Annotated in this window: 26 protein-coding genes and 1 tRNA gene; 8 read left to right on the top strand and 19 right to left on the bottom strand. The window is 42.1% G+C overall.

From position 1 onward, the window contains the following. Positions 1-204 precede the first annotated feature (204 nt). The gene (locus FW774_RS14835) at positions 205-1,470 is read right to left on the bottom strand and encodes a GntP family permease (RefSeq protein WP_262714444.1); all 1,266 of its coding nucleotides are present in this window, start codon (positions 1,468-1,470) and stop codon (positions 205-207) included. Between FW774_RS14835 and FW774_RS20920 the strand changes: the two genes are divergently transcribed. Further along, complete coding sequence (locus FW774_RS20920) at positions 1,449-1,832, top strand: sigma-70 family RNA polymerase sigma factor (RefSeq protein WP_149349057.1); 384 nt, start codon at positions 1,449-1,451, stop codon at positions 1,830-1,832. The genes FW774_RS14835 and FW774_RS20920 overlap by 22 nt on opposite strands. A gap of 724 nt (positions 1,833-2,556) precedes the next feature. Here the strand turns inward: FW774_RS20920 and FW774_RS14825 are convergent. Genes FW774_RS14825 through FW774_RS14815 form a run of 3 tightly spaced genes read right to left on the bottom strand, consistent with a single transcriptional unit; the run spans position 2,557 to position 7,560 of the window. After that, complete coding sequence (locus FW774_RS14825; RefSeq protein WP_149348982.1) at positions 2,557-4,671, bottom strand: ComEC/Rec2 family competence protein; 2,115 nt, start codon at positions 4,669-4,671, stop codon at positions 2,557-2,559. 44 nt (positions 4,672-4,715) lie between these two features. Continuing rightward, positions 4,716-6,776: a ComEA family DNA-binding protein gene (locus FW774_RS14820; protein WP_149348981.1), complete on the bottom strand. Its 2,061-nt coding sequence runs from the start codon at positions 6,774-6,776 to the stop codon at positions 4,716-4,718. Continuing rightward, on the bottom strand, positions 6,766-7,560 hold the full coding sequence (locus tag FW774_RS14815) for a hypothetical protein (RefSeq protein ID WP_149348980.1): 795 nt from the start codon (positions 7,558-7,560) through the stop codon (positions 6,766-6,768). Before FW774_RS14815 ends, FW774_RS14820 begins: the two co-directional genes overlap by 11 nt. A 96-nt stretch (positions 7,561-7,656) precedes the next feature. Here FW774_RS14815 and FW774_RS14810 point away from each other — a divergent pair, with 96 nt between their 5' ends. From FW774_RS14810 to FW774_RS14795, 4 genes are all read left to right on the top strand, one after another. Beyond that, entirely contained in the window at positions 7,657-8,319 is a 663-nt protein-coding gene (locus FW774_RS14810) for a DUF4412 domain-containing protein (RefSeq protein WP_149348979.1), read from the top strand. A gap of 586 nt (positions 8,320-8,905) precedes the next feature. Continuing rightward, positions 8,906-9,223 carry an ArsR/SmtB family transcription factor gene (locus FW774_RS14805; RefSeq protein ID WP_149348978.1) on the top strand — a complete coding sequence of 106 codons (318 nt, stop codon included), beginning with the start codon at positions 8,906-8,908 and terminating at the stop codon, positions 9,221-9,223. Between the two features lie 6 nt (positions 9,224-9,229). Continuing rightward, positions 9,230-10,096: an SRPBCC family protein gene (locus FW774_RS14800; RefSeq protein ID WP_149348977.1), complete on the top strand. Its 867-nt coding sequence runs from the start codon at positions 9,230-9,232 to the stop codon at positions 10,094-10,096. A gap of 34 nt (positions 10,097-10,130) precedes the next feature. Continuing rightward, positions 10,131-10,631, top strand: a complete 501-nt coding sequence (locus FW774_RS14795) for an SRPBCC domain-containing protein (RefSeq protein ID WP_149348976.1) — start codon at positions 10,131-10,133, stop codon at positions 10,629-10,631. Between the two features lie 101 nt (positions 10,632-10,732). Here FW774_RS14795 and FW774_RS14790 read toward each other — a convergent pair whose 3' ends face one another. Continuing rightward, entirely contained in the window at positions 10,733-11,230 is a 498-nt protein-coding gene (locus FW774_RS14790; RefSeq protein WP_149348975.1) for a hypothetical protein, read from the bottom strand. A 387-nt stretch (positions 11,231-11,617) separates the two neighbouring features. On the opposite strand from FW774_RS14790, the gene FW774_RS14785 reads away from it, so the two are divergent. Both FW774_RS14785 and FW774_RS14780 read left to right on the top strand, forming a co-directional pair. Then, a complete protein-coding gene (locus FW774_RS14785) occupies positions 11,618-13,246 on the top strand; it encodes an ABC-F family ATP-binding cassette domain-containing protein (RefSeq protein ID WP_149348974.1) in 1,629 nt (542 codons plus the stop codon). Beyond that, positions 13,246-14,349 (top strand): glycoside hydrolase family 43 protein, encoded by a 1,104-nt coding sequence (locus tag FW774_RS14780; RefSeq protein ID WP_149348973.1) that lies wholly within the window; start codon positions 13,246-13,248, stop codon positions 14,347-14,349. The genes FW774_RS14785 and FW774_RS14780 overlap by 1 nt, the downstream gene beginning before the upstream one ends. A gap of 55 nt (positions 14,350-14,404) precedes the next feature. Here the strand turns inward: FW774_RS14780 and FW774_RS14775 are convergent. From FW774_RS14775 to aroQ, 5 genes are all read right to left on the bottom strand, one after another. Further along, positions 14,405-14,477 (bottom strand) — tRNA-Lys (locus FW774_RS14775). 73 nt (positions 14,478-14,550) lie between these two features. Next, a complete protein-coding gene (locus tag FW774_RS14770; RefSeq protein WP_149348972.1) occupies positions 14,551-15,000 on the bottom strand; it encodes an RES family NAD+ phosphorylase in 450 nt (149 codons plus the stop codon). Between the two features lie 6 nt (positions 15,001-15,006). Then, the gene (locus FW774_RS14765; RefSeq protein ID WP_242457843.1) at positions 15,007-15,558 is read right to left on the bottom strand and encodes an antitoxin Xre/MbcA/ParS toxin-binding domain-containing protein; all 552 of its coding nucleotides are present in this window, start codon (positions 15,556-15,558) and stop codon (positions 15,007-15,009) included. Positions 15,559-15,627: 69 nt separating this feature from the next. Continuing rightward, positions 15,628-16,323, bottom strand: a complete 696-nt coding sequence (locus tag FW774_RS14760; protein WP_149348971.1) for a type 1 glutamine amidotransferase — start codon at positions 16,321-16,323, stop codon at positions 15,628-15,630. A 6-nt stretch (positions 16,324-16,329) separates the two neighbouring features. Continuing rightward, on the bottom strand, positions 16,330-16,746 hold the full coding sequence (aroQ, locus tag FW774_RS14755; protein ID WP_149348970.1) for a type II 3-dehydroquinate dehydratase: 417 nt from the start codon (positions 16,744-16,746) through the stop codon (positions 16,330-16,332). An 89-nt stretch (positions 16,747-16,835) separates the two neighbouring features. Between aroQ and FW774_RS14750 the strand changes: the two genes are divergently transcribed. Beyond that, the gene (locus FW774_RS14750; RefSeq protein ID WP_149348969.1) at positions 16,836-17,246 is read left to right on the top strand and encodes an acyl-CoA thioesterase; all 411 of its coding nucleotides are present in this window, start codon (positions 16,836-16,838) and stop codon (positions 17,244-17,246) included. Positions 17,247-17,310: 64 nt separating this feature from the next. Here the strand turns inward: FW774_RS14750 and FW774_RS14745 are convergent, their stop codons facing one another. The 9 genes from FW774_RS14745 to FW774_RS14705 form a co-directional block, all read right to left on the bottom strand. Next, complete coding sequence (locus tag FW774_RS14745; protein ID WP_149348968.1) at positions 17,311-17,808, bottom strand: peptidylprolyl isomerase; 498 nt, start codon at positions 17,806-17,808, stop codon at positions 17,311-17,313. Between the two features lie 29 nt (positions 17,809-17,837). Beyond that, entirely contained in the window at positions 17,838-19,853 is a 2,016-nt protein-coding gene (locus FW774_RS14740; RefSeq protein ID WP_149348967.1) for a thioredoxin domain-containing protein, read from the bottom strand. A gap of 255 nt (positions 19,854-20,108) precedes the next feature. Beyond that, positions 20,109-21,479, bottom strand: coding sequence for a dipeptidase (locus FW774_RS14735; protein WP_149348966.1), 1,371 nt, complete (start codon positions 21,477-21,479; stop codon positions 20,109-20,111). Between the two features lie 108 nt (positions 21,480-21,587). Beyond that, positions 21,588-21,914 carry a type II toxin-antitoxin system RelE/ParE family toxin gene (locus FW774_RS14730; RefSeq protein ID WP_149348965.1) on the bottom strand — a complete coding sequence of 109 codons (327 nt, stop codon included), beginning with the start codon at positions 21,912-21,914 and terminating at the stop codon, positions 21,588-21,590. Continuing rightward, complete coding sequence (locus FW774_RS14725) at positions 21,904-22,110, bottom strand: hypothetical protein (RefSeq protein WP_149348964.1); 207 nt, start codon at positions 22,108-22,110, stop codon at positions 21,904-21,906. The genes FW774_RS14730 and FW774_RS14725 overlap by 11 nt, the downstream gene beginning before the upstream one ends. 212 nt (positions 22,111-22,322) lie before the next feature. Beyond that, positions 22,323-23,369, bottom strand: a complete 1,047-nt coding sequence (locus tag FW774_RS14720) for a helix-turn-helix domain-containing protein (RefSeq protein ID WP_187774911.1) — start codon at positions 23,367-23,369, stop codon at positions 22,323-22,325. 127 nt (positions 23,370-23,496) lie between these two features. Further along, positions 23,497-24,666 carry a helix-turn-helix domain-containing protein gene (locus FW774_RS14715; protein WP_149348962.1) on the bottom strand — a complete coding sequence of 390 codons (1,170 nt, stop codon included), beginning with the start codon at positions 24,664-24,666 and terminating at the stop codon, positions 23,497-23,499. Positions 24,667-24,740: 74 nt separating this feature from the next. Beyond that, positions 24,741-25,517 carry a DUF1570 domain-containing protein gene (locus FW774_RS14710; protein ID WP_149348961.1) on the bottom strand — a complete coding sequence of 259 codons (777 nt, stop codon included), beginning with the start codon at positions 25,515-25,517 and terminating at the stop codon, positions 24,741-24,743. A gap of 111 nt (positions 25,518-25,628) precedes the next feature. After that, positions 25,629-26,660, bottom strand: a complete 1,032-nt coding sequence (locus FW774_RS14705; RefSeq protein ID WP_149348960.1) for a substrate-binding domain-containing protein — start codon at positions 26,658-26,660, stop codon at positions 25,629-25,631. Between the last annotated feature and the right edge of the window lie 99 nt (positions 26,661-26,759).

The following is a 26,759-nucleotide window of genomic DNA, read 5'->3' as shown; positions in this document are numbered from 1 at the left end:
TATTACATGGGTATAGATTGCTTCGTCGTACCTCCTCGCAATGACGAAAATAGGAGCGTCACTGCAATCTGCCAGTTGGCGGAGAAGCAGTCTTACTATACTATATTTCAATATTTTCATTTTTTTAGACAACTTCTTAGGTAACTGGTAATTTTATTTTCAAAACTTGCTAACCACATATATGTAATAATGTCAACTCTTTCCCTATCCGAAAATCATCAGAATACCCCAGATAAACGTTTGAGTAACAAGGCCCATCAACAACGTTGCTACTGAATATACTTTTAAAGTTGCCGCTGTGCCTAAATTGGAGAAACGGTTTATCACCCAGAAATAGGCGTCGTTGGTATGGCTTACACACATACTTCCTGCGCCAAGACTTAATATAGCCAGAGACAATTCTAATGGTGTATTTAAGCCTAAATCTTTTAACAGCGGCGTAATCAAAGAAGCTGCCGTTATTACCGCTACGGTAGATGATCCCTGGGCTGTTTTCAGGAATGCTGTGATCAGGAAAGGAAAGAAAATACCCAAAGACGCCCCGGTTAACAGGTTTCCTAAATCGCTCCCTATACCAGAGCGTTGAAGTATCTCACCAAACATACCTCCTGCTCCTATAATCGCAAGAATTCCCCCGGCCTTTTCTACGCCATCTGTTATCCAATGTGACAGATGGGGTTTATCGGCTCTTTTCAACAGGAACAAAGAAACTATGATGCCAATTCCCAACGCGATGATGGGGTCTCCCAAAAACAAAATAATACGACCTGTAAAACCGGAGCTCCCTGTAAGTTCAGAAAATAGTTTTACAAAGGCTCCTGAGCCAATTAATAAAACAGGTAATATAACCGGTAAAAAAGATAGTCCGACAGGAGGTAATTTTCGTTCTGTTGCTGCTGCTTCGGTATCTTCTGCCGGAGTGTAATCGTCTGCTACTCTTTTACCTCTCCATAACGCATACAATAATCCTACAGTTGCTGCCGGAATAGCCAGCAATGCACCCATCAGGATAATTAAGCCGAAATTCCCACCTGCTGTTTCAATAGCAACTGTAATTCCGGGGTGTGGAGGAACCAGGCAATGCACTGCATATAAGGAAGTTCCCAAAGATGTTGCCATGATTATCATTTTCCAATGAGTTCTTTTGACTATGGAATGGTTAAGCCCATTCAATACAATAAAGCCACTGTCACAAAATATGGGAAAGCCTATGATATATCCTGTTATGGCAATACCTAAAGGCGCATTTTTTTCGGATACTTTTTTCAGGATGTATGTTGCCATACTAACCGTTGCGCCTGTTTTCTCCAGCAGCATACCTAAAGTGGTTCCGAATATAATGAGTACGCCTACTTTTTCCATCGTGTGCCCAAAGCCGGCTTTCATTTGCCCGGCAACATCTTCGGGAGAGATACCACTTAGCAGTCCAACTCCTAACGCGGCTATGGATAAAGCAAAAAACGGGTTCAGATAAATATCAAAACCACCTGGTTAATCACAGTCCTCAACATTCTGAAACCATAGATAATTGGTTACTCCACAAAGAGCTTAGTCAATTAGTAGCTTCAAGTATAAATCAGTTGCCAGAACGCTGCAAGATGGTTTTTATGCTTAAAAGAGAAGAAAATCTTAGCAATAAAGAAATCTCGGAAAGGCTGAATATTTCTGCCAATACCGTAGAACAACATATGCGAAAAGCATTAAGCAGGTTAAAAACGTCACTTGCCCATTACCTTTCGTTGATAGTTGCATGTATGTTTTTAAATTGTAATTGCGGATTTGATGAAGGTTCACCCGCTTGCACAAATTATTTATCTCGAATAAGGCTTTAAATGAAATAAAGCTAATAAGCCTCTCACCTATTGGATTTCTGATTTCACTCATCAATATAATTTAACGTGAGTTTGGGTCTTAAATTAACGTGAATTCGATTAATAATCCTGCTCAAAACAGGTTTAACAGAGATTATTCATTGTTTTTTTTATGTTTTTAGTGGTATTCATGAGCTCACTTCGTTCGGTTGCTTTCCCGAGGCCTCGGGATCCTCGTCCCGAGACTTCGCATAGGCGTCAAGTTAATTTTAGGTTTTGCTATCAATTTGTTGATTATTAGATAGTTATTGACAAAAAAAATGGCAAGTGAAGTGGGAGCACAGACAGAGCTAAAAAGCCCGGAACCCCGTCACCCTGAACCTGATTCATCCCGAGACATCGGGAGTAAAGCGGCGCTTATGCTGCTATTTAGGAGATTCCGGATCCCCCGAGTACTCGGGGCGGAATGACGGCAGGGGCTTTTAGCTCTTATCTTGACGCCTATACGAGACTTCGGGAACGAAAACAGGTGCATCATTGTCCTGTTTGCGCTCGTTTGCAAAACGAGCGCATAAATCTCCGGCGTTTGTAACGCCGATAATAGCTGCCTTTGATTGTCTTAAGCAACAGTGCGGCGTTGCAAACGCCGTTTTATGGCATCCCGATTGCAAATCGGGACGAGCCTGCGCCTTAACCCGAACTCACGTTAATTTAGCTGCACTGTCTCGCGTAAGCTAAAAACTCCTTAGATTCCTTCTTTCACCACTGCCCTACTCTTCTTTAGCACGTGTAATGTACACGCTATTGACGAGGCCTGTTGTTGCCAGCGCCTTATCTGGAAATCGCTGTTAGTGCCGTCAACAAACAACTCGTCAAAACTAACCTGTTTTTTCAGTTCCGGCAGGTTAACCCGTGCTTTTGCCCGCAACAATACCGCGTTTACCTGTAAATGCTTGTTAAAGCGGATTTTATTGAAGGTGCTATCCCACAGCAGAAGTTTATAATCTCTAAACTGCACCACGTGCAAAGCACTGTAAAAGTCCGGTTTGCGCAGGTTATCACCAGGCCTGATCAGCTTCATTTGCTTAATGCCACAGGAATCCAGCGCCGGTTGCATAGAGAACCGGAAGGTTTTGTCAGCGCTATCCAGATCAGTTAACAGATACGCATTTTTGCCGGACATAAACGCGATACCGGTATTTTTTCGCAGGCTGTAAAAAATGATCCGGTTATTGTGGCGATGATAAAATCCTGTAAAGGATGTATGGAGAACCAATAATGCAACCAGCACAACACTGGTGTAGGCCATCCGCTTTTTGTGATACAGCAGCATCGCCGTCAGCGTTCCCATCAACACATACAACAGCACATACGTCCAGGTGCTTATCCAGATGGCGCTGACACTGGCAAAAGGCAGATCGCGGATATATACCAGGCCGTTATTTACAAAAACAATGCATTGCTCAAAAAACCATCCCAGGTATTTGAGCACTATCTCGGGGCCGGGAATCAGTAAAAAGGCGATGCCTGCGTACATGATCACCGCAACCGGCAGCACAATAAAGAGGTTGCTGATGAGAAAATAAACCGGGAACTGGTGAAAATAATACATGCTTAACGGAAAGGTTGCCGCCTGCGCAGCCAGCGACAGGCTGATATATCCCCAGATTTTATCGCCAAGCCAGTTTTTAATGTACCATGAACCGTAAATTTTTGGATATAAGTACACCAATCCCGATACAGCCAGGTATGATAACTGGAAACCCACATCCGCCAGGAAATACAGGTTATACACCAGCAGCCAGGCGGCAGATAATGCCAGCATATTGTAGGTATTGGTTCGCCGGTTAAGGGCCTTCCCTAATACAAAACAGCTTAACATCAGAGCGGCCCGGCACACGGCCGGCGAAAATCCGGTAAGCAGCGAATAAAGCCAGATCAGGCTGATGATAATCAGGGCCCGTAATATCCTGAGCAGCCGGTTCCGGTTCATAAAACCAAATACAAATTGCAATACAATAAATACAATCCCCACATGCATACCCGATACCGAAAGCACATGAGTGGTTCCTGTTTTGGCGTAAGCGCTTAAAATTTCCTTGCTTAAATCGGCCCGGTAGCCTAAAATCAGGGTAGATGCCACGGCAAGCGCATCGTTATTATGAATATAGCGGGCATATTTTGCTACCAGCTGCTTACGTAAATTGAGAGCATATTCAATTACCGGGTTAGCTGCGTGATGCTGTAACAGCTTCACCTGGTTTGTGTTAATAAAGGCCTGGTCATAAAGCTGGTGATTAGCCAGGTATTGCTTAAAATTAAATTCGGCGGGATTATATGGCGGTTCTACTTCGTTGTAGATAGCGGGAATAAGTAATTTATCACCATAATTATACGATACGTTTTGCGTAGTATCGAGCTTAAGCGCCAGCAATAATTTCCCGGTTGTTGGGTAAAAACGCTTTTTGGCGAAACCCTGCTTTACGTCACACTCAAACCGCAGGATATCATTATTTTGCTGCGGCTCTGATACAATGGTAACTATAAATGCTTCAAAAGTGGCCCGACGAAAATGGTGCTTGTTCAGCAACAAACTGTTATTAACCGTAATGCAGTAAGCCGCAATGATTGTGATGATATAAAACAGCAATCCGGCAAACCAGCGCTTCTTGTAAATGGCCAACTGCCTGTAAAGCAGCACAACAAACAGAAATACCGTTATCAATCCACAAAGAGCATACAAAATCAGGGTGAACACCACTTCGGAAGGTAGGTATACGAACGCAAGCACAATTCCGCATACCAGTGCTGCAAGTATACGGACAAAAGGTATTTCGCCAAGTATAACCGGAGCATTCATTAAAAATGTTTTTTAAACCTTATATGAGATTTAGAATAACGCTTCTAAAACTGATACCGTAACTGCAGCTTAATATCAGACCGGGTATTACCGTTAATCACATCCAGTCCCGAACCAATATCATCCCGGTTAGTATATTGCGTTACGGCATATTTAACCCAGAAATCCAGTCCGCGGCGAACACGGTAACGTCCGTTGATATAAAAACGCACTCCCCTGTCCTGCAACCCCGGAACCGAAAAGCCATACAGCACATCGTTCTCGTAAGTATATATCCGCGAATTATATCCCTGGGTATCAAACACCGCGAAACGCAGGTTACCTGAAAATTTAGAGAACATTGGATTGTAGCTCAAATCCTGGTAAGCTACGTAACCCCATTCGGCGGCATGGTCTTCCTTATGATAGCGCATCAGCTCTACACGATTGCCTAACTGGAATGCCTTGCTGATGCTATACCGCAAATCAAACCGGTAATTTTGCCGCTGCACCTGCTGCAAAAAGTTTATCGCATTGGCAATATCATCGTTTTCCTGTTTATTTTCCAGCTTGTAACGCAGATAAGCTTTCACCTGCTTATTGGGCATATAGGTAAATTGGGTCAACACTTCATAACCCGATGACGGCGCATCAACCTTATATTTAAGCCAGGGGAACCTGAAAAAATCCACATAACCGGTAAACTCATATTTGGAACCGGGCGAAATGATAAATCCCGAATAAAATCCGCGTTCATTGTAAGCTACCGACGATTCGGCAAGCGCCTGGTTAAAAAACGACTGGTAATTTTTCTGGTAGTCGCGATACATCAATACCAGCGATACCTGGGGCGACAAGCTGGCCAAAACGCCCTGCAACCAGGCAGAACCATAATCGACGCTTTTAGCGACCTCACCATAAAAATACAGGTTGCGCCAGCTGTAATTATAATACAATCCGGCATTTGACAGGGATTTTCCCGTAAAGTCATATTGATTGTACAGGTATTTCCCGGGGGCAAAATCACGATTATAATCGGTATGATATACAACCGAGCCCACGTTCAGACGACCAATAGTGTACCCGGCATTGATACCGTACACTAACTGCGAAGTGTTATTCCGGTTATCTGCCTCGGTTGGTGTACGGTGTAAACCCATCTGGTTTAACGAACCCGTTTGCCCGTCAGGGTTAATGGTATCGCGATTCACGGTAGACGCGTCTAATTTTCGGTACGACACAAACGGCGTCACGCTCAAAGCTTTCAGGTTCAGCGTAACGGCCGCACCACGTAAAAATAGCATTTCGTTGGTTGATGTGTAAGGCTTTAAGCCGATATCCTGCTTAGGGACCGTAGCAACGGATGCGCCCTTTCCGAAACTCAAGCCCGACCACATGGTTAATCCCTGCCCGAATTGCAGCGAATAATCGCCCAAAACAGCTTTACCAATAACACCATCGCCACGATAAGCCACATTGCCCGAATAAAAATCAAAGCCCGAGGATTGCACCCCGGCAAAAAACTGTTCACCGGCATCCTTTTCCATATTCAGCGATGCAGAAAAATGCTCTCCGTAATGGTACCTGTATCGCACCAGGTAACGCTCCGGCGAACCGAGATAACGCGACTTATTGGTATCGGTTATGGTATATCCTTTTTGCTTTTGCAGCACCTGGCCATATAAAAATGTCAGCTCATTACTCGACTTATGTAGCGCATCGGCAACAGACAGCCCGTTTAGCGATGTTTTGTTCACCGTAACAAAGGGCAGCAACATACGCACCGTTTCCAAATCAAGCCCGTCAACACTTTGCAGCTCCAGCGCACTTAGGTAAGGGCCGGTTTTTCGCCTGCGGTCTATAATAGCGCTGATTTGCAATGGCGACAAAAATACCAGTTCCCTGAACTGCTGCTCGCTGGCCTTATTCAGATTAATAGGGTTACGAAAGTAAAAATTCAGGCGTTCGGTAAGCTCCGAATAGTCAAAATCTTCACCCGCATTTTCGGCCACAGATTCAATAATAGGTTCTATAACGGCATTGGCATCGTCCACCTGGGCCATCAGCCTGGTAGTACCGACGCAAAAAAACAGGATACACAATAAACAATAACGGTTAAAACTCATAGCTGAGAGATACCTGTGGTGAATAGCCCAGATCCGGATGTGATGACGCCGCCGCATCAATCCTGAACTTATTATAATTTACGCCAAATCCTGCATATTGACGGAACGGGTTAACCGAAACTCCCCCACGCAACGATAGCCAATTCACAACACCGTATTCCAGGCCGGCCTTGACATCGGTATTAGCATTCAGCGTTTTGGTAACTTCACCGGCCATTACCAGGTTTTCATTGAAATGGTACGAAGCGCCAAAATCAATATGCACTGGTATGATAGTGCCTACGTCTACAAACTTTGCCTGTCCCGGGTTACCAACATGCGCTCCCAGCAGCACCTTTTCGCCCACCCAGTACTGCAATCCCGCATCAACCGAAAAAGCGCTGGTACTGCCATATTGCGGTATTTTAACCTGGTGATAGTTGAAGCTCAACGCCGCGTTCAGCTTATTGCCAAACGTACGGGCGTAAGTCAGGCCGGCCCGCTGTTCGCTGTAAGCAGAAAAGCCATAATTCTGGAAGCTCAGCCCGAAAGCATTGTCCTTGTACGGCAGTACAAACACAGCCGATTGTGTGCTCAGGTCGGTATTGGTGTACTGGCCCTGATAAGCGGCAGATAACGCCGCGTGTTTCAGTCCTGCGACACCCGCAGCATTGGCCTGTAAGCTCCACACATCCTGTAAAGCCACCGCAGCACCGCCCATACCCGTTAAACGCGGCCCTGTATTAACCTGCGCCTTAACCAACTGAAAAAGAAAAAAGAAGGATAGTAAAAGTTTAAATCTCATTCATTATCAATTACTTAAAAACTAAATTTCCCGTTAACCATAACAAATCGCATCTTCAACCGTCTATACAGATATAAAAGTATAAATATTATCAGCATGAGAAAAATTGTTTTAAGTTTAATTTATACCTGCTTCGCCTGTGGCACCTTTGCGCAAACCGCTCTTAACGAGGGCCTTATTACCTACCAGGTTGAATGGCAGCTGCCCACGCAGATGCAGCAAATGGCCGGCATGTTTCCAACCGAAATGCAGGTATATTTTAAAGGCGATTCTGCCAGCACCGTTGCAAAATCACAAATGTCGTCGTCTGTTACCCTAATGAATGCCAAAACCGGCTATCAGCATTTATTATTGGATATACCCATGATGAGTAAAAAATATTCAGTAAATATTACTCCCGCAGACCGTGAACAGATGCAGGATAAATGGCCTGAGATGAATGTTAAGCCAACCACCGAAACCCAGACTATTGCCGGATACAAAGCGCAGAAATACCAGGTAACTGAGAAAAAATCCGGGCAAACGTTCGATGCCTGGTTCACCAAGGACATCAGTACGCCGCAAAATTCACTCACACAGTTTTTTGATGCTTCGCTCGGCGTACCGTTAAAATTCAACTCCTTTCAGAATGGGTTGGGCATTCAGGCCACAGTAAAGGAAATCAAAAGCCAGAAAGTACCGGCAGGTACATTCTCTGTACCGGGCGGCTACGAAGACATGAGCCTGGAACAATTACGTGGCCTTATGGGACGCCATTAATTTATTTTTTGAAAAGCAGGGCCTGCAAATTATTGGTTCCGGTAGCCCGGCTGTACGCTCATACGCCTGCAAGCATTACGCACAAGGCCGGTATCCGCTCCCATCCCGGTTTAGATAGGTCGGGCCAATGCTATAACTATAACGCAGACAGCGTTCAGAACGCTGTCTGCGTTTGTAAATACGCCCATGCAGCACTGACGACGATGTCTTGTTTAGCTATGCGGAGTAGCACTGCTATTTATGGTTTCTTTTATCCGTGAATAAACCTCGCTCGACGGGATTTATAATCACATGTGTTCGAAACCTTATACAGAAAGCATTATTCATCTAACAAAAGCCAATGAAAAGCCGTCTGTTTCGAGCATTTTTGCAGATAAGCTCGCCTTACTTTTAGTGATTTTTAAGGTTTCGAACACTCCTAATTTATAATCCCGTCGCTAATAACCAGGAATTTGCAATTCCTCGTTACCCCCATTCCCCCACTCGCTTAAGTTTAAGCCTGAACCTTTACCCAAAAGATTTTTAGAAAAATTTGCGAAACCAAATAGTTGCACATATATTTGCAACCAATTGGTTTCTTTTTAACATGAGAAGAGATATTTTTCAGGCTATAGCCGACCCGACAAGGCGGGCAATCATTACACTTATTGCCATGCAGGCGATGACACCCAACGCCATTGCCGAACACTTTGACACAACGCGGCAGGCGGTTTCAAAGCATCTTCGCATTTTAACAGAATGCGAATTAATTGCCCCAAAACAACAAGGCAGGGAAATTTACTACCAGCTTCAAGTCCGGAAAATGAAAGAGATTGACCAATGGCTGGAGCAATTCCGGAAAATCTGGGAAGACCGCTTTGATAACCTGGACAAATATTTAGCGAAAATTCAAAACAATAAATAAAATAACATGAGCGAAACAGAAAACAGGGAAATGCGAATCACCAAAACCGTTAAAGCTCCGGTAGCTTTGGTTTGGGATGTCTGGACCCGGCCTGAATATATTATACATTGGTGGGGACCAAAAGGCTTTACCTCTACCATTCATACCCTGGATTTTAAAGAAGGAGGAGAATGGAAATTAACCCTACACGGGCCGGATGGCACAGACTATCCCAACCGCAGTATTTTCAAGGAAATTATCCCGTTTAAGAAAATCGTGTTTGAGCACTTCAACCCGCATTTCATTACCGCGGTTCTTTTTGAAGCTGTGGGCGAAGAAACCCAGATAGACTGGACCATGTTATTTGATACCGCGGAAATGCGTGAAATTATAATTAAAACGCACAAAGCGGACGAAGGTCAAAAACAAAACATTGAAAGGCTTGAGGAATATTTATTGCAAAAAAAGCAACATGGGCCAATTGTTATAGAAAGAACGTTCGATGCGCCTTTACAAACCGTTTGGGAAGCGCTCACCAATGCAGAGGCTTTGCGTGAATGGTCTTTTGATATCAAAAATTTTGAAGCAAAAGTCGGCTTCGAATTTGAGTTTTGGGGCAAGGGAAAAGAAGGCGAAGATTACCTTCATAAATGTGTGGTCACCGAAGTACAGGAACCTGTCAAATTAGCATATAGCTGGCGATACGAAGGTTTTGAAGGAATTTCATACGTAACGTACAAGCTACAAGCCGATGGCGATAAAACGCATATCAAGCTCATGCATGCCGGTTTGGAAACATTCCCTGCGGTAAGCGCTTTTGCCAAAGAAAGTTTTATGGAAGGCTGGACAGCGCTTATCGGTACCTTGTTGCGGGATTATGTTGAAAAGAATTGAGCTAAATTATTGATCACTAAGAAATTAAATGAAAATGAATCCGAATCTTAAATTTGATTTTTCTGTAAACCAGGAAAACAACACCATTAACGCAACGCGTGAATTTGCAGCTAATCTTACATTGGTCTGGGATGCCTGGACAAAGCCCGAAATCCTTGACCAATGGTGGGCGCCAAAACCCTATCGCACCGAAACCAAATCGATGGATTTCCGCGTAGGCGGCACGTGGCTATACGCCATGATTAGTCCTGAAAATGAAAAACATTGGTGTAAAGCCGATTATAAAAAGATTGAACCCCAAAAACAGTTATCCTGGCTGGATGCATTTTGCGATGAAAACGGGAACGAAAACACGGGAAAACCACGCTCTTTCTGGACAAACATCTTTACCGAAGATAACGGCATTACAACTGTAAACGTCACGTTACAGCACGACAGTTTCGAGGACATTGAACTGATAATAAAAATGGGCTTTAAGGAAGGTTTCACCATGGCTTTGGGAAACCTGGACGAGTTACTGTTATCATTGAAATAAATAAGGCGGCTAACAACCCGCAAAATCATTAAAGTTGTTTAAACTTCGCTCGGCGGGATTTGTAATCCCGCCGCTAATAACCAGGGATTTGCAATCCCTGATTAACCATTAAGCTTTTCCATAATCTTACGGCTCCGGCTTTGAATGGCCGGACCGCCATCGCGTTGTAAGAATAGCAGTTGCTGATGTAATTCTTCGGTAATCCAGTCGGCAGTATGCCTTAAATTGTATAACACCTCCATACAATTGGCTTTAACTGCAATGGCTGTATCAACAGCTATCAGCCAGTTAAACGTGGTTTCTACAATAGGCAGCATATCATACCCGGTAAGCCGGATACCTTTCTTTTCAGCCCGGTTGCCCGTCAGGAAAATTAGGATATTGGTAAAATGTCGCTGGCAGCTTGGGTTTTGCTGCTTCGGATACCGGCTCAGAAAATCAGCAAGATAAGGTACAAAACGTTCCGGGTAATGCGTTGTAACATGTTCCAGTATCCAGGCTGCCCTGAACGCAATTTCAGTGCGGTGATAAAAGCACATATCCAGCAATTCCGGCAAACTCAGGCTATCATTACCCGCTATAGCAGCCAGTTTGACCATTTTGCTTTTTGTTAAGGTATGTTCAAGTTGTTGCAGAAGCACGATGGACGAGTTAAAAGTTGAAAGTCAAAAGTAGAAAGTTAGAAGTAGAAAGCAGAAATACAGTACATATAAGTTGAGTCCACCTGCTATGGCAATGGCTTTTGCGTGAGGGATGGAAGCGGCTACCCCACAGCGACGAAGGAGCGAGGAGTAATAGCGGACAGCCCGGCCCGCTTGCATTTTGTGGGATGGGAAAAGAGGGAGACGCAAAAATGCAAAGGGACACGCCCATCGCTAAATTCAAAAGTTAAAAGTTAAAAGTTGAGCGAAGCGAAATCCCGATTATTCGGGATCAAAATAAGCTACCACAACTCATGTCTCTATAAAAGCGTATCTTTGCGGGATATGATTACGGTATCGAATCTCTCATTACGCTACGGCAAACGGACACTTTTTGAAGAAGTTAACCTGAAATTTACGCAGGGCAACTGTTATGGTATTATTGGCGCTAACGGTGCCGGGAAATCTACGTTCCTGAAAATCCTTTCGGGAGAGGTTGACCCGACAACCGGCTCGGTAAGCTTTACGCCGGGCGAGCGCATGGCTGTTTTAAAGCAGAATCACTACGAATTTGACGAATCTCCGGTTATTGAAGCCGTTTTGATCGGGCATAAGGAGTTGTATGATGTGATGAAAGAAAAAGATGCGCTGTATGCCAAAGCCGACTTTACTGAAAAGGATGGTGAGCGGGCCGGCGAACTGGAAACCATTTTTGCCGAAATGGACGGCTGGAATGCCGAAAGCGATGCGGCGACCCTATTGAGTAACCTGGGCATTAAAGAGGATGCGCATTACAAGCTGCTGAAAGAGCTGGATGGAAATGAAAAGGTGCGGGTTTTACTGGCTCAGGCATTATTTGGCAAACCTGACATCCTGCTGCTGGATGAGCCAACCAATGACCTGGATATTCATACCATCGCCTGGCTGGAAGATTTTCTGGCAGGATACGAGGGAATTATCCTGGTGGTATCGCACGACAGGCACTTTTTAGACACGGTCTGTACGCATGTGGTGGATATTGACTTTGGCAAGATGACTATTTACACCGGTAACTATACGTTCTGGTACGAGTCGAGCCAGCTTGCACTGCGGCAACGTGCTGACCAGAATAAAAAGCTGGAAGATAAGGTGAAAGAGCTACAGGAATTTATCAGGCGGTTTAGCGCCAATGCCTCCAAATCGCGACAGGCAACCAGTCGTAAAAAGGCTTTGGATAAAATCAACCTGGAGGAGATTAAACCTTCTAACCGCAAATACCCGGCTATTTTATTTAACAACCAGGGTCGTGAGGCCGGCGACCAGATATTGCAGATAGAAAACCTGCGTAAAGAGGTTAACGGTGAGCTGTTGTTCTCTGATATCAGCCTGATGGTGAACAAAGGTGATAAGATTGCCGTACTTTCTGAAAACAGCTTAGCCACATCGGCATTTTACGATATTTTAACCGGCAGAGATAAGGATTATTCAGGCGAGTTTAAATGGGGCGTCACTATCAATATCGCTGATATTCCAAATGATACTTCATCTTATTTTGAAGGTAAAAACGATAACCTGATTGACTGGCTGCGTGAGTATTCGGCTGCTGAAAAGGATGAACAATTTATCCGTGGCTTCCTGGGCCGCATGCTGTTCTCTGGTGAAGAGGTATTGAAAAAATGCTCGGTTTTATCCGGAGGTGAAAAAATGCGCTGCATGTTTTCGCGGATGATGCTGCAACAGGCCAATGTGCTTTTGTTTGATGAACCTACCAACCACCTCGACCTGGAATCTATTACGGCATTGAATAACGGCATGAACGATTTCCGCGGAACTATTCTGTTTACCTCACGTGACCACGAGCTTACCCAAACGGTTGCCAATCGTATTATTGAGCTTACACCGGGTGGCATTATAGATAAGCTAATGAGCTACGATGAATACATCGATAGCGAAGTGGTGCAAAAACAACGCGAAGAACTTTACGCATTATCATAATGAAAACTATTGTATTGTATTTGCTGTTATTTACAGCATCCTTACCGGTATTCGCCCAGAAAACATATACCAATCCATTGCCTGTAAAATTCGGCGATCCTTATATTTTACATGATAAAAACAGCGGAATTTATTACATGTATGGAACCGGCGGTGGCGCTGTCGACGGATTTTCTGCCTACTCGTCTACCGATATGGTGACCTGGGAATACAAAGGACAGGTATATAATGGCAAAAACGGCTGGGGCGTTCATTCGTTCTGGGCCCCTGAAGTGTACCAGGTTAAAAACAAATACTATTTATTTTTCAGCGCACAATGGAAGGTAAATCCCACACAGGAAGAAGAGAACTTTAAAATTGGCGTGGCTGTAGCCGATAGTCCTACAGGGCCGTTTAAGGATATTTCGGATAAACCGCTTTTTGATCCCGGTTATCCCGTAATTGACGCCAATGTTTTTTTCGATACCAATGGCAAAATGTACCTGTACTATTCCCGCTGCTGCTACAAGCACCCGGTTAAAAGTGAAGTTGCCGATTGGGCCAAGAAAAAAGGCTGGTATGATGAGATTGAGGAAAGCTGGGTTTATGGCGTTGAGCTTAAAGCTGATTTCAGCGGCATTATTGGCGAGCCGGTATTGCTATTGCGTCCGCCGGTTAGCATGAATGATAAACAAGCTGAATGGGAAAGCCGCTCAGTTACTTCGCACGAAGTAAACCGCCGCTGGACAGAAGGATCAGTGACGTTTAAGCACGATAACACCTATTATATCATGTATTCCGCCAACCATTTTGGCGGCGAAAATTATGCTGTGGGCTACGCCACATCGAAAAACCCGTTAGGGCCTTTTACCAAAGCCGCCAACAACCCGGTTTTACAGAAAAATACAAACAATGGCGGCACAGTTAGCGGAACCGGCCATAACAGCATTACCTTCTCGCCCGATGGCAAAGAAATGTTCTGCGTATATCATGGTCGCACTACACAAACCGGTAACAAGCGTGTGGTTTTCATAGATCGCATGTATATTGATAAAAATGGTGTGCTTACCGTTAACGGCCCAACCACTACACCGCAACCGTTACCATCAGGCGTAAAACCATAACTCTTTGTAAATAAAAAACACTTACAATCTGGCGTTGTAAGTGTTTGATTTTTTGTGACCCCGGAGAGGCTCGAACTCTCGACCCACTGATTAAGAGTCAGTTGCTCTACCAACTGAGCTACGGAGTCATTTTTTAGCTGCACAAAGAAACAAAATTCTTTGAAATTGCAGCTTGTTTAATTTAAAAACCTTTATAATCGATTACGATTTTATTCTTTTATCAAACGTAAAAGGTTCTGTGTTGATGAGTTTTATTGAAGCAAAATCCTGATGATTAGGATTGATAAGATAATTTGCTTCCTCTTCAATAATGGATGAAGGAACCTTTAACACAGCCGTTTTGCCCGCTCTGATCCATTTTTCACCGAGTTGCTGCGTTAAAGACATGTGATAAAATTCTCTCCAATCTTTGGGCAGATCAGTTAAACTAATGGTTTCCTGCTTCAGCTTATCATTAATTTCAATAGTCATGACGCTAAACAATTGGTTTAATCCGAGCTGAGTACGATGCACCACATTCTCCAGACAGGCCAATGACCGGGATGAGGCTGCGTAAATCATCTCTATATCGTTGGGATTCCAACGGGCTGCCCTTCCCGAGGCTTTTAGGCTACCCGAAAATTTTTCCAGTACAATACGGTATACAAACATACTTACTTATGCCAGATCACCGTGCTCAATGCGGATCAATTCTTCTTCTATCAATGTTAAACCTGTAACGGTATCCATTAAATGATAAGGAATTTGATTGCCCAAACCGTAAGCTGGTACATTTAACCAATGATAGAACGTTTGTGCAGCCCCAAACACTTCTATACCTTTTGCGAATAAGGCGAAAGATTTTAGGAGCTTCTCACTTAAAGCGGCATCAAGCTTTAAATCCTGAACTACATAATTTTGAATGGTTTTTACTGTAGTTTTAAACGTTTCCTGGAATTCTTCGGGCGAAAACCCGGATAAATGAAGAAAATCAAGAGCTGCTTTTGCCTTGAGGCCCTCTTTTGAGCGGGTTAACATTTCTATTGGATTAGATGACAGCCCCTGGTAGGCTTCTAAATTAATGTGGGCAATTTTGAGCTTTGCCCTGGCAGACGATGGAAATGCGTTATAAGCCACAGCGCTTTCTGCTACCATGGGGAGCTTTGGATTTGCATCTGCATCGATGTATTTGCGGCCTGTTTTACGAGTATGACTTATTTTCTTTCCCATACCCAAATATAGAAATTTTTCTTTAAATTCAGCGAAAAATTTCTATATTTTTTATTTCAACCGCCTGAATCATGCATCAACAAGCTTCTCTAATATTGTAGACATTAATCTGTTGGATTGCTCGAAATTGTCAGAAGCATCGGCGATAGTCGCAGGAGACTGAATGTACATTCCGCTTTTCGATAATTCGCCAGCGCAATGAGTTAGCATAGCCTGCATGGTTTGTGGAGTAACTTCCAGGTGAAACTGGATTCCGGCAATATTTTCGCCAATAGTGAACAACTGGTTTTTGCATACCACTGATGAGATATGATTCACTGCTCCGTCCGGCAGGTCAAAAGTATCACCATGCCAATGGAAAACCTTATCCGGTAACAGGATATCTTTACCTAACCAAGCAGAGAATGTTGAGCTGGTGTTAACCGGCCACCACCCTATCTCTTTTTCAGGATTTGGGTATACCGGTGCCCCTAAAGCCGCCGCTATGAGTTGAGCGCCCAAACATATCCCTAAAACTTTTTTATTGCTATTTATGGCATCACGTATAAACTGTTTTTCAGGTTTCAGCCAGGAGTACAGGTTTTCTTCATACACTCCCATAGGGCCGCCCATTATAATTAAAACGTCAACATCATCCAGCGATGGAAAAGAAAAACGCTCTTCCCATAATGGGGTTACTGAAACCTTATGCCAATGGGCATTCAGCCATCCGGTAATGTAACCTAAACCTTCAAATGGAACATGCTGAAGTACATGTACATGCATAACTTTTTATTTAAGAAGACTTTCTAAAGCCAGACGATAGCCATCCAGACCAAAACCTGTTAACACGCCTTTACAGTTTTTTCCTGTAAGAGATATATGCCGGTATTCTTCACGGGCATAAATATTTGAAATATGCACTTCAACTACCGGAGTTTTAATAGCGGCAATGGCATCTGCAATAGCCACCGAGGTATGTGTATAGCCACCGGCATTAATAATAATACCATCAAAGCTGAATCCTGTTTCATGCAGCTTATTAATAATTTCGCCCTCTACATTGCTTTGAAAGTAGGCAAAATTAACCTGCGGATATTGTTCCTGTAACTGTGCATAATAGCTTTCAAAATCGCCGTCGCCATATATGGATTTTTCGCGGATGCCGAGAAGATTTAAGTTAGGCCCGTTAATTATTTGTATTTTCATTTCAGTAATTTATTGCAACCAAACTTACTAATGTTAAGCCAAAAGGAAAAAAGCAAAATCAGCAAATTTCAATAGTGTATATTCGCATTATGAGTTTTAGCAAGTTTAAAAGTGAATTCAGGGTGCGTCCTGACGATATTGACATGTTTCAGCACGTACATAACAGCAAATATTTTGATTACGTATTAGCTGCCCGTTATGAACAGATGGAGCGCTTTTACGGTATGCCCATGGAAGAGTTTATGAAACAGGGCTATGGCTGGGTTGTAAAAACCGCGTATGTTGATTACAAACGACCGCTAACTATGGGCGACGAGTTTATTGTGGAAACAGGTGTTGAAACCCTGAATGAAAAAGGATGCCGGGTAAAATTCAGCATAACTATCAAGAAAACGGGTAAAACTGCCTGCGATGGCTGGTTTGATTATGCTTTAATCAGCCTTGAAACCGGAAGAAGCATGCTTGTTACTGCTGAAATGATTGCAAAATATTCTATTTAATCATCGCTAAAATAAAAAACGCACAGACCGTAATCTGTGCGTCCGAAAGAAAATTTGATAATTATTAATGCCCGCCGTGGCCATCAATACCGTGAGCATGTCCATGAGAAAGCTCATCGGCAGTGGCTTCACGCACATTTAATATCTCTCCTTTAAAGTGCAAATCCTGACCAGCCATCGGATGATTGAGGTCAACCACTACTACGTTGCTATCAACTGATACAACACGGGCTCTGAACTGGTTTCCCTGGTTATCCTGTAAAGGTAAAATAGAATCAACAGCAGGAAGCTCTGTTCCTTTGAACATATCTACGGGAAGCTCTGCAATAGCATTTTCGTCCTTCTCGCCATAAGCATCGGCGGCAGCAAGTTCAAAATCATAGGTATCGCCCGATGTTAAACCGCTTAAATTTTCTTCAAACCGGGGCAGCATCATACCTACACCGTATAAAAACACCAACGGATTTTCTTTGGTAGCCTGTTCAACAAACACTTTTTCGCCATCTTTTGTGGTGTACAAATCGTACGTAAGCGCCACTACGCTTTGAGGTTTAATTGTCATTATATAGTTGGATTATAAGGATAATGCACTTATCCTTCGTTCAAAATTTGTTTTATCGCATCCTCTGTATTAGTAACGGGCAATTTACAGGTTCTGTTTTTACAGATATATATTTTAGATTCAGAACCGGATTTATCACTTAACAAAGGTAATGTTCCTGCGTTACCTCCCAATAAAATTTTGTTAGGAATAAAGTTTTTTTCTATTTCCTTGTGAAATTGCGACCATTGTTCTCCTGTGATAGCTATTTCATACACTCCAAAAACTTCATACAACAATAAAGTTGCCCAGTTAGAGTAAGATGAGCCATAACTTTTTATCTGGGGTTTCACGTTAGCCAGCATTTGACGGGCCATAGACAAATAGGACTCATCGTCATAAAAATGACCCAGCTTATATAAATTGATGGCCATTACCGAATTAGACGAGGGAATTACATTGTCGAGGATTTCATATTTACGTGCAACAAGAGCCTCATCGGTTGAAGCCGTATAAAAGAACATGCCGCTTCCAGCATCAAAGAAAAGTTCTTTAGCTCTAATGGTATATTTTTGGGCCTGTTCCAGCCAGCATTCGTCAAATGTGGCTTCGTACAGACCTATTAGTGCATCAATTACAAAGGCATAATCATCCAGAAAAGCTATAGGCGAACCGGATTGCAGGAGCTTAAATGTACGCTGTAAAGTGTAATTATCATACGTAAGTTTTTGAGTGATAAAACGGGCATTTGTCAAAGCCATATCCAGAAAATCCGGCTCGCCAAATACACGGTAAGCATCTGTAAAAGCTTTAAGCATCATTCCGTTCCACGATGCCAGTATTTTATTATCCAATCCGGGGTGTACCCGCCTATCGCGATAAGCGAAAACCTGCTTTTTAGACTGGCCTATTTTTTCCTGTAATTCGGGCAGGGATATTCCCAACTTCTCCGATAATTCCTCATCGGTAAAGCTGCGATAAAGCACATTAGTATGTTCTTCAGGCCAGTTTCCTTTCTCGGTTATGTGGTAATAAATACAGAACAGTTCGGAATCGTCTTTTAAAATAGCTGCTATCTCAGCCTTAGTAAATGTATAAAACTTACCTTCAACACCTTCGCTATCAGCATCAAGAGCCGAATAAAAACCACCTTCGGGCGATAGCATTTCACGTTTTACCCAATCCAGGGTTTGATATACTATCTGCTTATACTCATCCTCTTTATAAAGCTGCCAGCCTTCGGTGTATAAGCTGACCAATTGGGCATTATCGTACAGCATTTTTTCGAAATGCGGCACATGCCAGCGATCATCTACCGAATAGCGGGCGAAGCCACCTCCAATATGATCGTAGATGCCTCCATAAGCCATTTTGTTGAGTGTAATGCGTGTAACAGTGGCTGCTGATTCATCTTTGAGCAGATGAGCATAACGCAGCATAAATTGCCAGTTATTAGGCAATGGGAATTTAGGAGCCCGGTTATAACCTCCTTCAATCGGGTCAAAATGCCGTTTCCAAGGCTCATAAATCGCTGTTAAATCATTTATCGAATATTTTTCCTGCTGCTGAATAAATGAGATAACTTCACTCTTATTGATGCCTTCTGTTAATCTTTCGGCATATTCTCTGGCCTCGTCCGGACGTTCACGCCAAAATGCCGCCAGACTTAGCAGGAGATTTTGCCAGTCTTCTGTCCGGAAATATGTTCCGCCATAAACCGGCCGCTGGTCTGGCAAACAAAAACAGTTTAACGGCCAACCGCCACTACCCGTCATTAGCTGAACGGCATTCATGTAGATCTGATCAATATCCGGCCGCTCTTCCCTATCCACCTTGATACAAATAAAATGCTCATTCATGATGCGGGCAACCTGCTCATTTTCGAAGCTCTCTCGCTCCATCACATGGCACCAATGGCAAGCCGAATATCCTATGCTTACCAGGATCAACTTATTTGCGTCCTTTGCTTTTGTCAAGGCTTCATTACCCCAGGGATACCAATTTACCGGGTTATGTGCGTGTTGCAACAGATAGGGCGAAGTTTCGTTAATGAGCTTATTGGGCATGCTTATTTTTAGATTAGATATGAGATTTGAGACGTGAGATTTGAGATTGTTGAATTGCCAAATTGTTTGTTGTTTGCTATTCGTCCTTCGTTGTTCGCCTTACGCCTTAAACCTTCTACCTCTTTCCGCTTCCGGTCTTTTCTAACCCCGAATAATCGGGATTTCGCTGCGCTCAACTTTTCCAACTTCCGGACTATAAGCTATGAACCATGAAATATGCAGGCACTTAAAACGTAAAACCTACAACGTATAACCTCACCGGCTTAATTCGGCATAATATTTATAAAATAACGGAATGGTTTCGATACCTTTAAAGTAATTGGCAATGTCAAACTTTTCATTTGGCGAATGTAGGTTATCACTATCTAAACCAAAGCCCATCAATACGGTTTTAATACCCAAAACTTCTTCAAAAAGGGACACAATCGGAATGCTGCCTCCTCCCCTTGTTGGTATGGGTTTCTTTCCAAACGATTCTTCGATAGCTTTTTCCGCGGCCCGGTAAGCAACACTGTCTGTTGGTGTTACAACCGGTTCGCCACCATGGTGTATTGTAACTTTTACCTGCACATACGGCGGAGCAATTTTTTCGATATGTGATTTAAATAGTTGCTCAATTTTTTTTGATTTCTGGTTCGGCACTAAACGCATGGATATTTTTGCGCTGGCTTTTGACGGTAATACGGTTTTTGCACCTTCGCCGATATAGCCGCCCCAAATACCATTTACTTCCAACGTTGGCCGGATACCGGTACGCTCGATGGTTGTATATCCTTTTTCGCCCCACACTTCTTTAATGCCCAAATCTTCTTTATATTCTTTTTCATCAAACGGAGCCTGATTCAACGCCTTCCGTTCTTCGCTGCTTAACTCCACCACGTCGTCATAAAAGCCGGGAATAGCAACACGATTATTTTCGTCGTGCAGCGACGCGATTATTTTTGCCAGTATAGTAGCCGGGTTGGCAACAGCTCCACCATAAACGCCGGAATGTAAATCCCGGTTCGGGCCCGTCACTTCTACTTCGAGATAGGCCAATCCCCGTAAACCGGTTTCAAGCGAAGGATGCTCCAAACTAATCATAGCCGTATCAGATATCAGCACGACATTGGCCTTAAGCCGTTCTTTATTTTCCCTGACAAAAGTTTCCAGGTTGGATGAACCTACTTCCTCTTCGCCCTCGATAATGAATTTGATATTACTATTCAATGTATTGGTTCTCATCATCAGCTCAAATGCTTTTACATGCATATAGAACTGACCTTTGTCATCGCATGCGCCACGGGCAAATATTTTGCCATCGCGAACTGTGGGCTCAAACGGAGGGGTCTCCCATAATTCGAGTGGGTCAGCGGGCTGCACATCGTAATGCCCGTAAACTAATACCGTGGGTTTATTTTTATCGATAATTTTTTCGCCGTAAACAATAGGATGCCCTGCTGTTTTACATACTTCAACATTTTCTGCTCCGGCCTCCGTAAGACGCTGTGCCACTAAACCGGCTGTTTTTAACACATCATCTTTATACTTTGAATCGGCACTTACAGAGGGACAGCGTAAAAGGGAGAACAATTCTTCTAAAAAGCGGTCGCGATTATCATTAACATATTTCTTTATCTGTTCCATATCGGGTATGTTTCTTACAAAGATAGCGTTTTATGACAACTGGCAACGGATATGCTACTGTTGCAAAGATTCAGTGAGAAATTACAGTTAAATCATTTTATAAAGGAATTATTCAATAAATTTCAATAATTCCTTTAGTTCTTTATCTGATATATTTTCCTGTTCACTCTTATCAAAAATGGTTAATAAGAAGACAGTATCAAGTGTTATTTTAAAGCAGGTAATTATCCTGGCGCCCCCCGACTTTCCCTTCCCTTTGCTGGAAATAGCCATACGAATCTTATAACATCCATTTCCCAACGAGGTTCCCTGAGTTGGTTCTTGTTTAAGTGATTGCAGAAGCTCTGAAAAATCAGATTTTATTGAAGGGTACTTTTTGACGAGCCGCTTCAGCTCTTTTTCAAATTTCGGTATAAACTTAACCCTATAGCTCATTTAATAATTCATCAGCGTCCCGGGCTTCCAGTTTACCAGCTAACACCATGTTCAATTCATCAACAGCTTCTTTTACATCTTCAAGGACTTTGGCTTTATATGGTGTAAGAGGCTTAGTTTTCACGTAAGGCAAGTCATTTAACAATGCTATCAACATCTCAACTTTACTCTCTTTAACCTCTAATACAAACTTCATATCCTAAAATTTAAAAACACTATTAATGATCATTTCTATGTATATACAAAAATAAATCTTTATTCAGGCATTACCAAAAGTTTCAGCTTGATGGTCTTATTGCCAAAAAATCATGACTTACATTATCTTGTCAACCAGAATTTCAAAATCTGATACCGGATAACCGGAAATTTATTATGATTTCACATGAAGGAAACCCATCACACCTTTTATCAGGCCATTACTACCGTTGTTGCTTGTTCCTGACGATATTCGGTTGGCGATATACCCACATACTTTTTAAATGCCCGATGAAAAGCTGCTTTAGAATTAAAGCCACATATATAGGCAATCTCCTCAATTTTGATGGGATGGTATGCAGGGTCAAGCAGCTTTGCTTTTAATTCTTCAACCCGGTGCGAGTTTACGTAATCGAAAAAGTTTTTTCCAAACCGCTCGTTAATTATTCGCGAAATGCAATGCGCAGGAATACCGCTTTTCTCCGATAGCGTTTTCAGGTTCAGCTCCGGGTCAGTATACCATTTTTCATTTTCAAAACCTTGCTGCAATTGGGAAAGATATTCTATCGCTTTGTTCTCCGGTAAAACCCAACCGGTCTGTTTCCTACTTTTATCAGTTATGTAATCATTAAGCGGCTGGTAAAACCGGAGATATGCTTTATAATCATCTTCAGAAAAAATAACTGAATAATTATAGCTTTTATAAATTACATAGAAATAAAAAACATTGCCTAATAATGGCAGCCAAATCATTTCTACCATGTAAATTGGTACAATTGTATAAAGAATAAATAAGACACCTAATTCGACCAGCATCAAAGTGACAAATTCTTTAATATATTTAATTTTAAGGTTTGAGGTACTGGCAAACACATCCTTTACGGCAAAGGAATATTTATAAACGGCCAGACTGGCACTAAGAAAATAGGGCAATGCAAATAAGGCAGGTGTAAGGGAAGCCACTAATGTTCGCCAATCGGAATTGGATGAATGAAGATAGTTTTGTGCAAACGCTACCTGATCTGTATCATTAAGCATTAAAAAATCAATCCAAAAAATTACCGGAAATAAAGACGGCAGCAGGTGTAATAATTTACTTTTATTAAACACAAACGGCTTGCCCAACATTTCCATACAATAAAAAAAGAATACCGGGCCTACCAGGTTACCGAACATCTGGTATATAAAAATGGTATGAGGAAATTTCAGTAAGCCTCCTGTATAAATAATATAATTACTTAAAACAGGTATAGCTGACAACAGAACAAGTAACGCCAACAACTTATTGGCTGTAGAATTATTTCTTTTAAACCAAAACAGTGGAAAGAGCAAACATTTATTAGCAACTGTAAAAACAATTAAAAAGAGCACCCAGTCCATAAATTTATCAGGCTACTTCTGCCGTTGTTGTTTGTTCCTGGCGATATTCGGTTGGCGACATGCCTACGTATTTTTTAAATGCCCGGTGAAAAGCCGCTTTAGAATTAAATCCGCACATATAAGCAATTTCCTCAATTTTGATAGGGCTGCAGGCCGGATCAAGCAGCTTTGCTTTTAATTCTTCAACCCGGTACGAGTTTACGTAATCGAAAAAGTTTTTTCCGAAACGCTCGTTAATTATTCGCGAAATGCAATGCGCAGGAATACCGCTTTTCTCCGATAGCGTTTTCAGGTTCAGCTCCGCGTCTGTATACCATTTCTGAATTTCAAAGCCGTGCGTAAGCTGCCCTGCATATTCTTCGGCTTTTTGTTTGGAAAGTACGAAGCCCGCATATTTTTCGGTATGGCTTGCCGACACATACTCATTTAACGGGGCGATTAACTGCTGCCAGGTTTCATAATCTTTTTCAGAAAAAACTACTCCGTAGTTATAGCTTTTATAAACCACATAAAAATATAACACATTGCCTAATATAGGTACCCATATTACTTCAATAAGCTTAAGCGGCATAAAAGCATGCAATAATATCAGCACCAGAATCTCACCCATTGTTAACGTTACAAACTCTTTGATGTAGGATATTTTAAGCGTTTCTACACTTGTAAACACATGTTTTACTGATGCCGCATACCGGTACACCTTTATTGTGGCAACAAGCATATAAGGTAATGAGATTAAAACCGGACCCATAGACGCTATCTGCATTTTCCAGGTTAGATGCGACGGATTTAAAAAATTATTGATAAACTCTGTCTGCTCGGCGGGGCTGGAGAAGATATAATCTACCCAAAAGATTACCGGGAAAACCGAAGGAAGCAAATGAAGTAATTTAAACTTATCAAACTTAAACGGCTGCCCGATCATCACCATGCAGTAGAAATAAAAAACAGGGCCAAACTGGTTAATAAATATCTGGTAAATGAAAATTATATGCGGATAATCGTGCAATTTTCCGGTATGGATAAAATAATTAGATAACACGGGAACTGCCGGGAGCAGGATCAGCAACGCCAGCAAACGATTGGCAACAGAATTATTCCGCTTAAACCAGAATAACGGAAAAAGCAGGCACTTGTTGGCGATAGTAAATACATGGAGAATAACTATCCAGTCCATAATTGTAAGAGCGATAAGATTGAGAGCGTATAAAGTTGATCATTTCTTTTCAAAAAAAAGAAAACAAACAACCGCTAACGGTAAAAAAATTTATACGATTGTTCAAAACGATCCATGCCGCCAAATGTGCTGGCAATGGCGAAATCGGCCCTATACCTTTTTTCCCGCATGAGCGAAATAATTTTATTCATAGCATCGGGGTTAGATTTAATGATATAATGAATGATACTATAAGAAGTACTATACAAATAGTCGAAATTTTTTTTATCACTCCAAAGCGCCTGATCATTTGTAAAAAAACGCTGTAAATCAATCTTACCTGCCCTAACTTGCTCTTTAATATAACGGATACGACCACTTTGCGGTACTATATAGATTTGATTCCCATCTATCGTTAAAGTTTCAAAAAATTCAGCAATTCCTTCATTCATCCAGTGGGGAACCGTCAACAAATTATTATGCAGTAGGCAATGACTAGCTTCATGAATAACAGTTTGCATAAAATTATTACCTGCAAATACATATGATTGTTTAGTGAAAGGCTGATAGAACCCTAAATCTGATGGGACATAATTACCAATAGTTTTACGTACCTGATTAAAATCTTTGTATTTGAAGTAGATATTAATGGTAATTGGCAGGCTGTCGTTCTTCCAGGTGTTGAACATACCGTTGTACACCTTAATTTCGTAATCAATAAGCCTGTTTAAAGTTTGCCGCTCCTTGGCCGAAAGCTTAAAGCCAACCTCAACAAAATTTATTTGCTGGGCTGATAACTTAGTGATAAACATAACACAGACAATTGCCAGAACAACACCTGATCTGAGCAACACATTTGTATGTAATTTCATAGTACCTGAGATAAGATTATGGTTAGCGGCAACAAGTTAGTAAATGTTAGCCAGATTGCCGAAAGCTATTTTACTGATAAGCAAGAAAGTTGGATCTAAAATTTACCCGGTCTATAACGAAGGCCGGAGCGTGAGGTAGAACGGTACTTCAACCTGCTGCCGCGAGTTGTCTATAATTAGCCGGGCTGCTGTCTGACCCATTAGTTTAAAATCTGTTGATATTGTTGTAATACCATTCAGAATAATGGACTTTAGCGGAGTTTCATTGTATGAAATAACACCAACCTGCTTACCAATTTCTAATCCCGAGGCAATAATTCGTTCCAGGATGGCTACCAGGTCATCTTCCTGCAAACTGATAAATACTTCGCCGCTATTAACCTGTTCATCTTTAATATCATGTACTAAAGTTCCTGTAAAAGCATATTCCTGGCAAAAATGAAAGAAGCCCCGCATAATAGCTTTCGGAAAGTATCCGTGTAACGGAAAAATCAGCTTTAGCGTGTGGTATTTTGCCAATTGCTGTTTTGCCTGCTCAAGAGCATGAAAAATATCTTTTTCAAAATTCTCGTATACAGCTGCATAATTGCCCGGTATTCCGGGGATAATCTTATCAATCAGCACCAGCTTTTCGGCAGGAATAGCGCTAATTAGCTGATGGGCAAGCTCCTCGCCATCGTAAAAATGCGGTATAATAACATAATGAGAGTAGTTTCTTTCAATTTTATTAATGATCTTATTAAAAAAGTTGAAGTCGTTATTATAAATGTAAAAATCTATCGGTATATAATCGCCAATGGTGCTTACAAATGAATCGTAAATAACCTTTTTGTGATTACTTAACTTATTAAAAAGCAGGCATATTTTCAGTGTCTGCCTGAAATCAACATTCGAAATAAAATAGCCCTTACGCGAAACTGAATGAATTATACCCAGGTTTTTCAGATACTGATAGCCTTTATTTATCGAATCCCGCGACAATTCACAACTGCAATTCAGCTCATTGATGGAGGGTAGCGTATCGTTCTTCTTGATCCAGCCGGCTTCTATCCCGTTCAAAATGGAGTTGGCAAACTGGATATACTTAGGCATAATAGATCCCTCATCGATAATGATCTGGTTAAAAAAACTCCTTGATTCCATAACGGTACATATAAATCAGTTAAGCCAGTCAGATTGATAAATCGCACTCTGATATTTATAATTGGTATTATCCGGTTTATAACGGATGGTTGTATAAGT

This window comes from Pedobacter sp. BS3, from assembly GCF_008274585.1.
Lineage (GTDB): Bacteria > Bacteroidota > Bacteroidia > Sphingobacteriales > Sphingobacteriaceae > Hufsiella_A.
The sequence above is the reverse complement of the archived record's forward strand: the minus strand, read 5'-3'. Positions and strand labels throughout refer to the sequence as shown.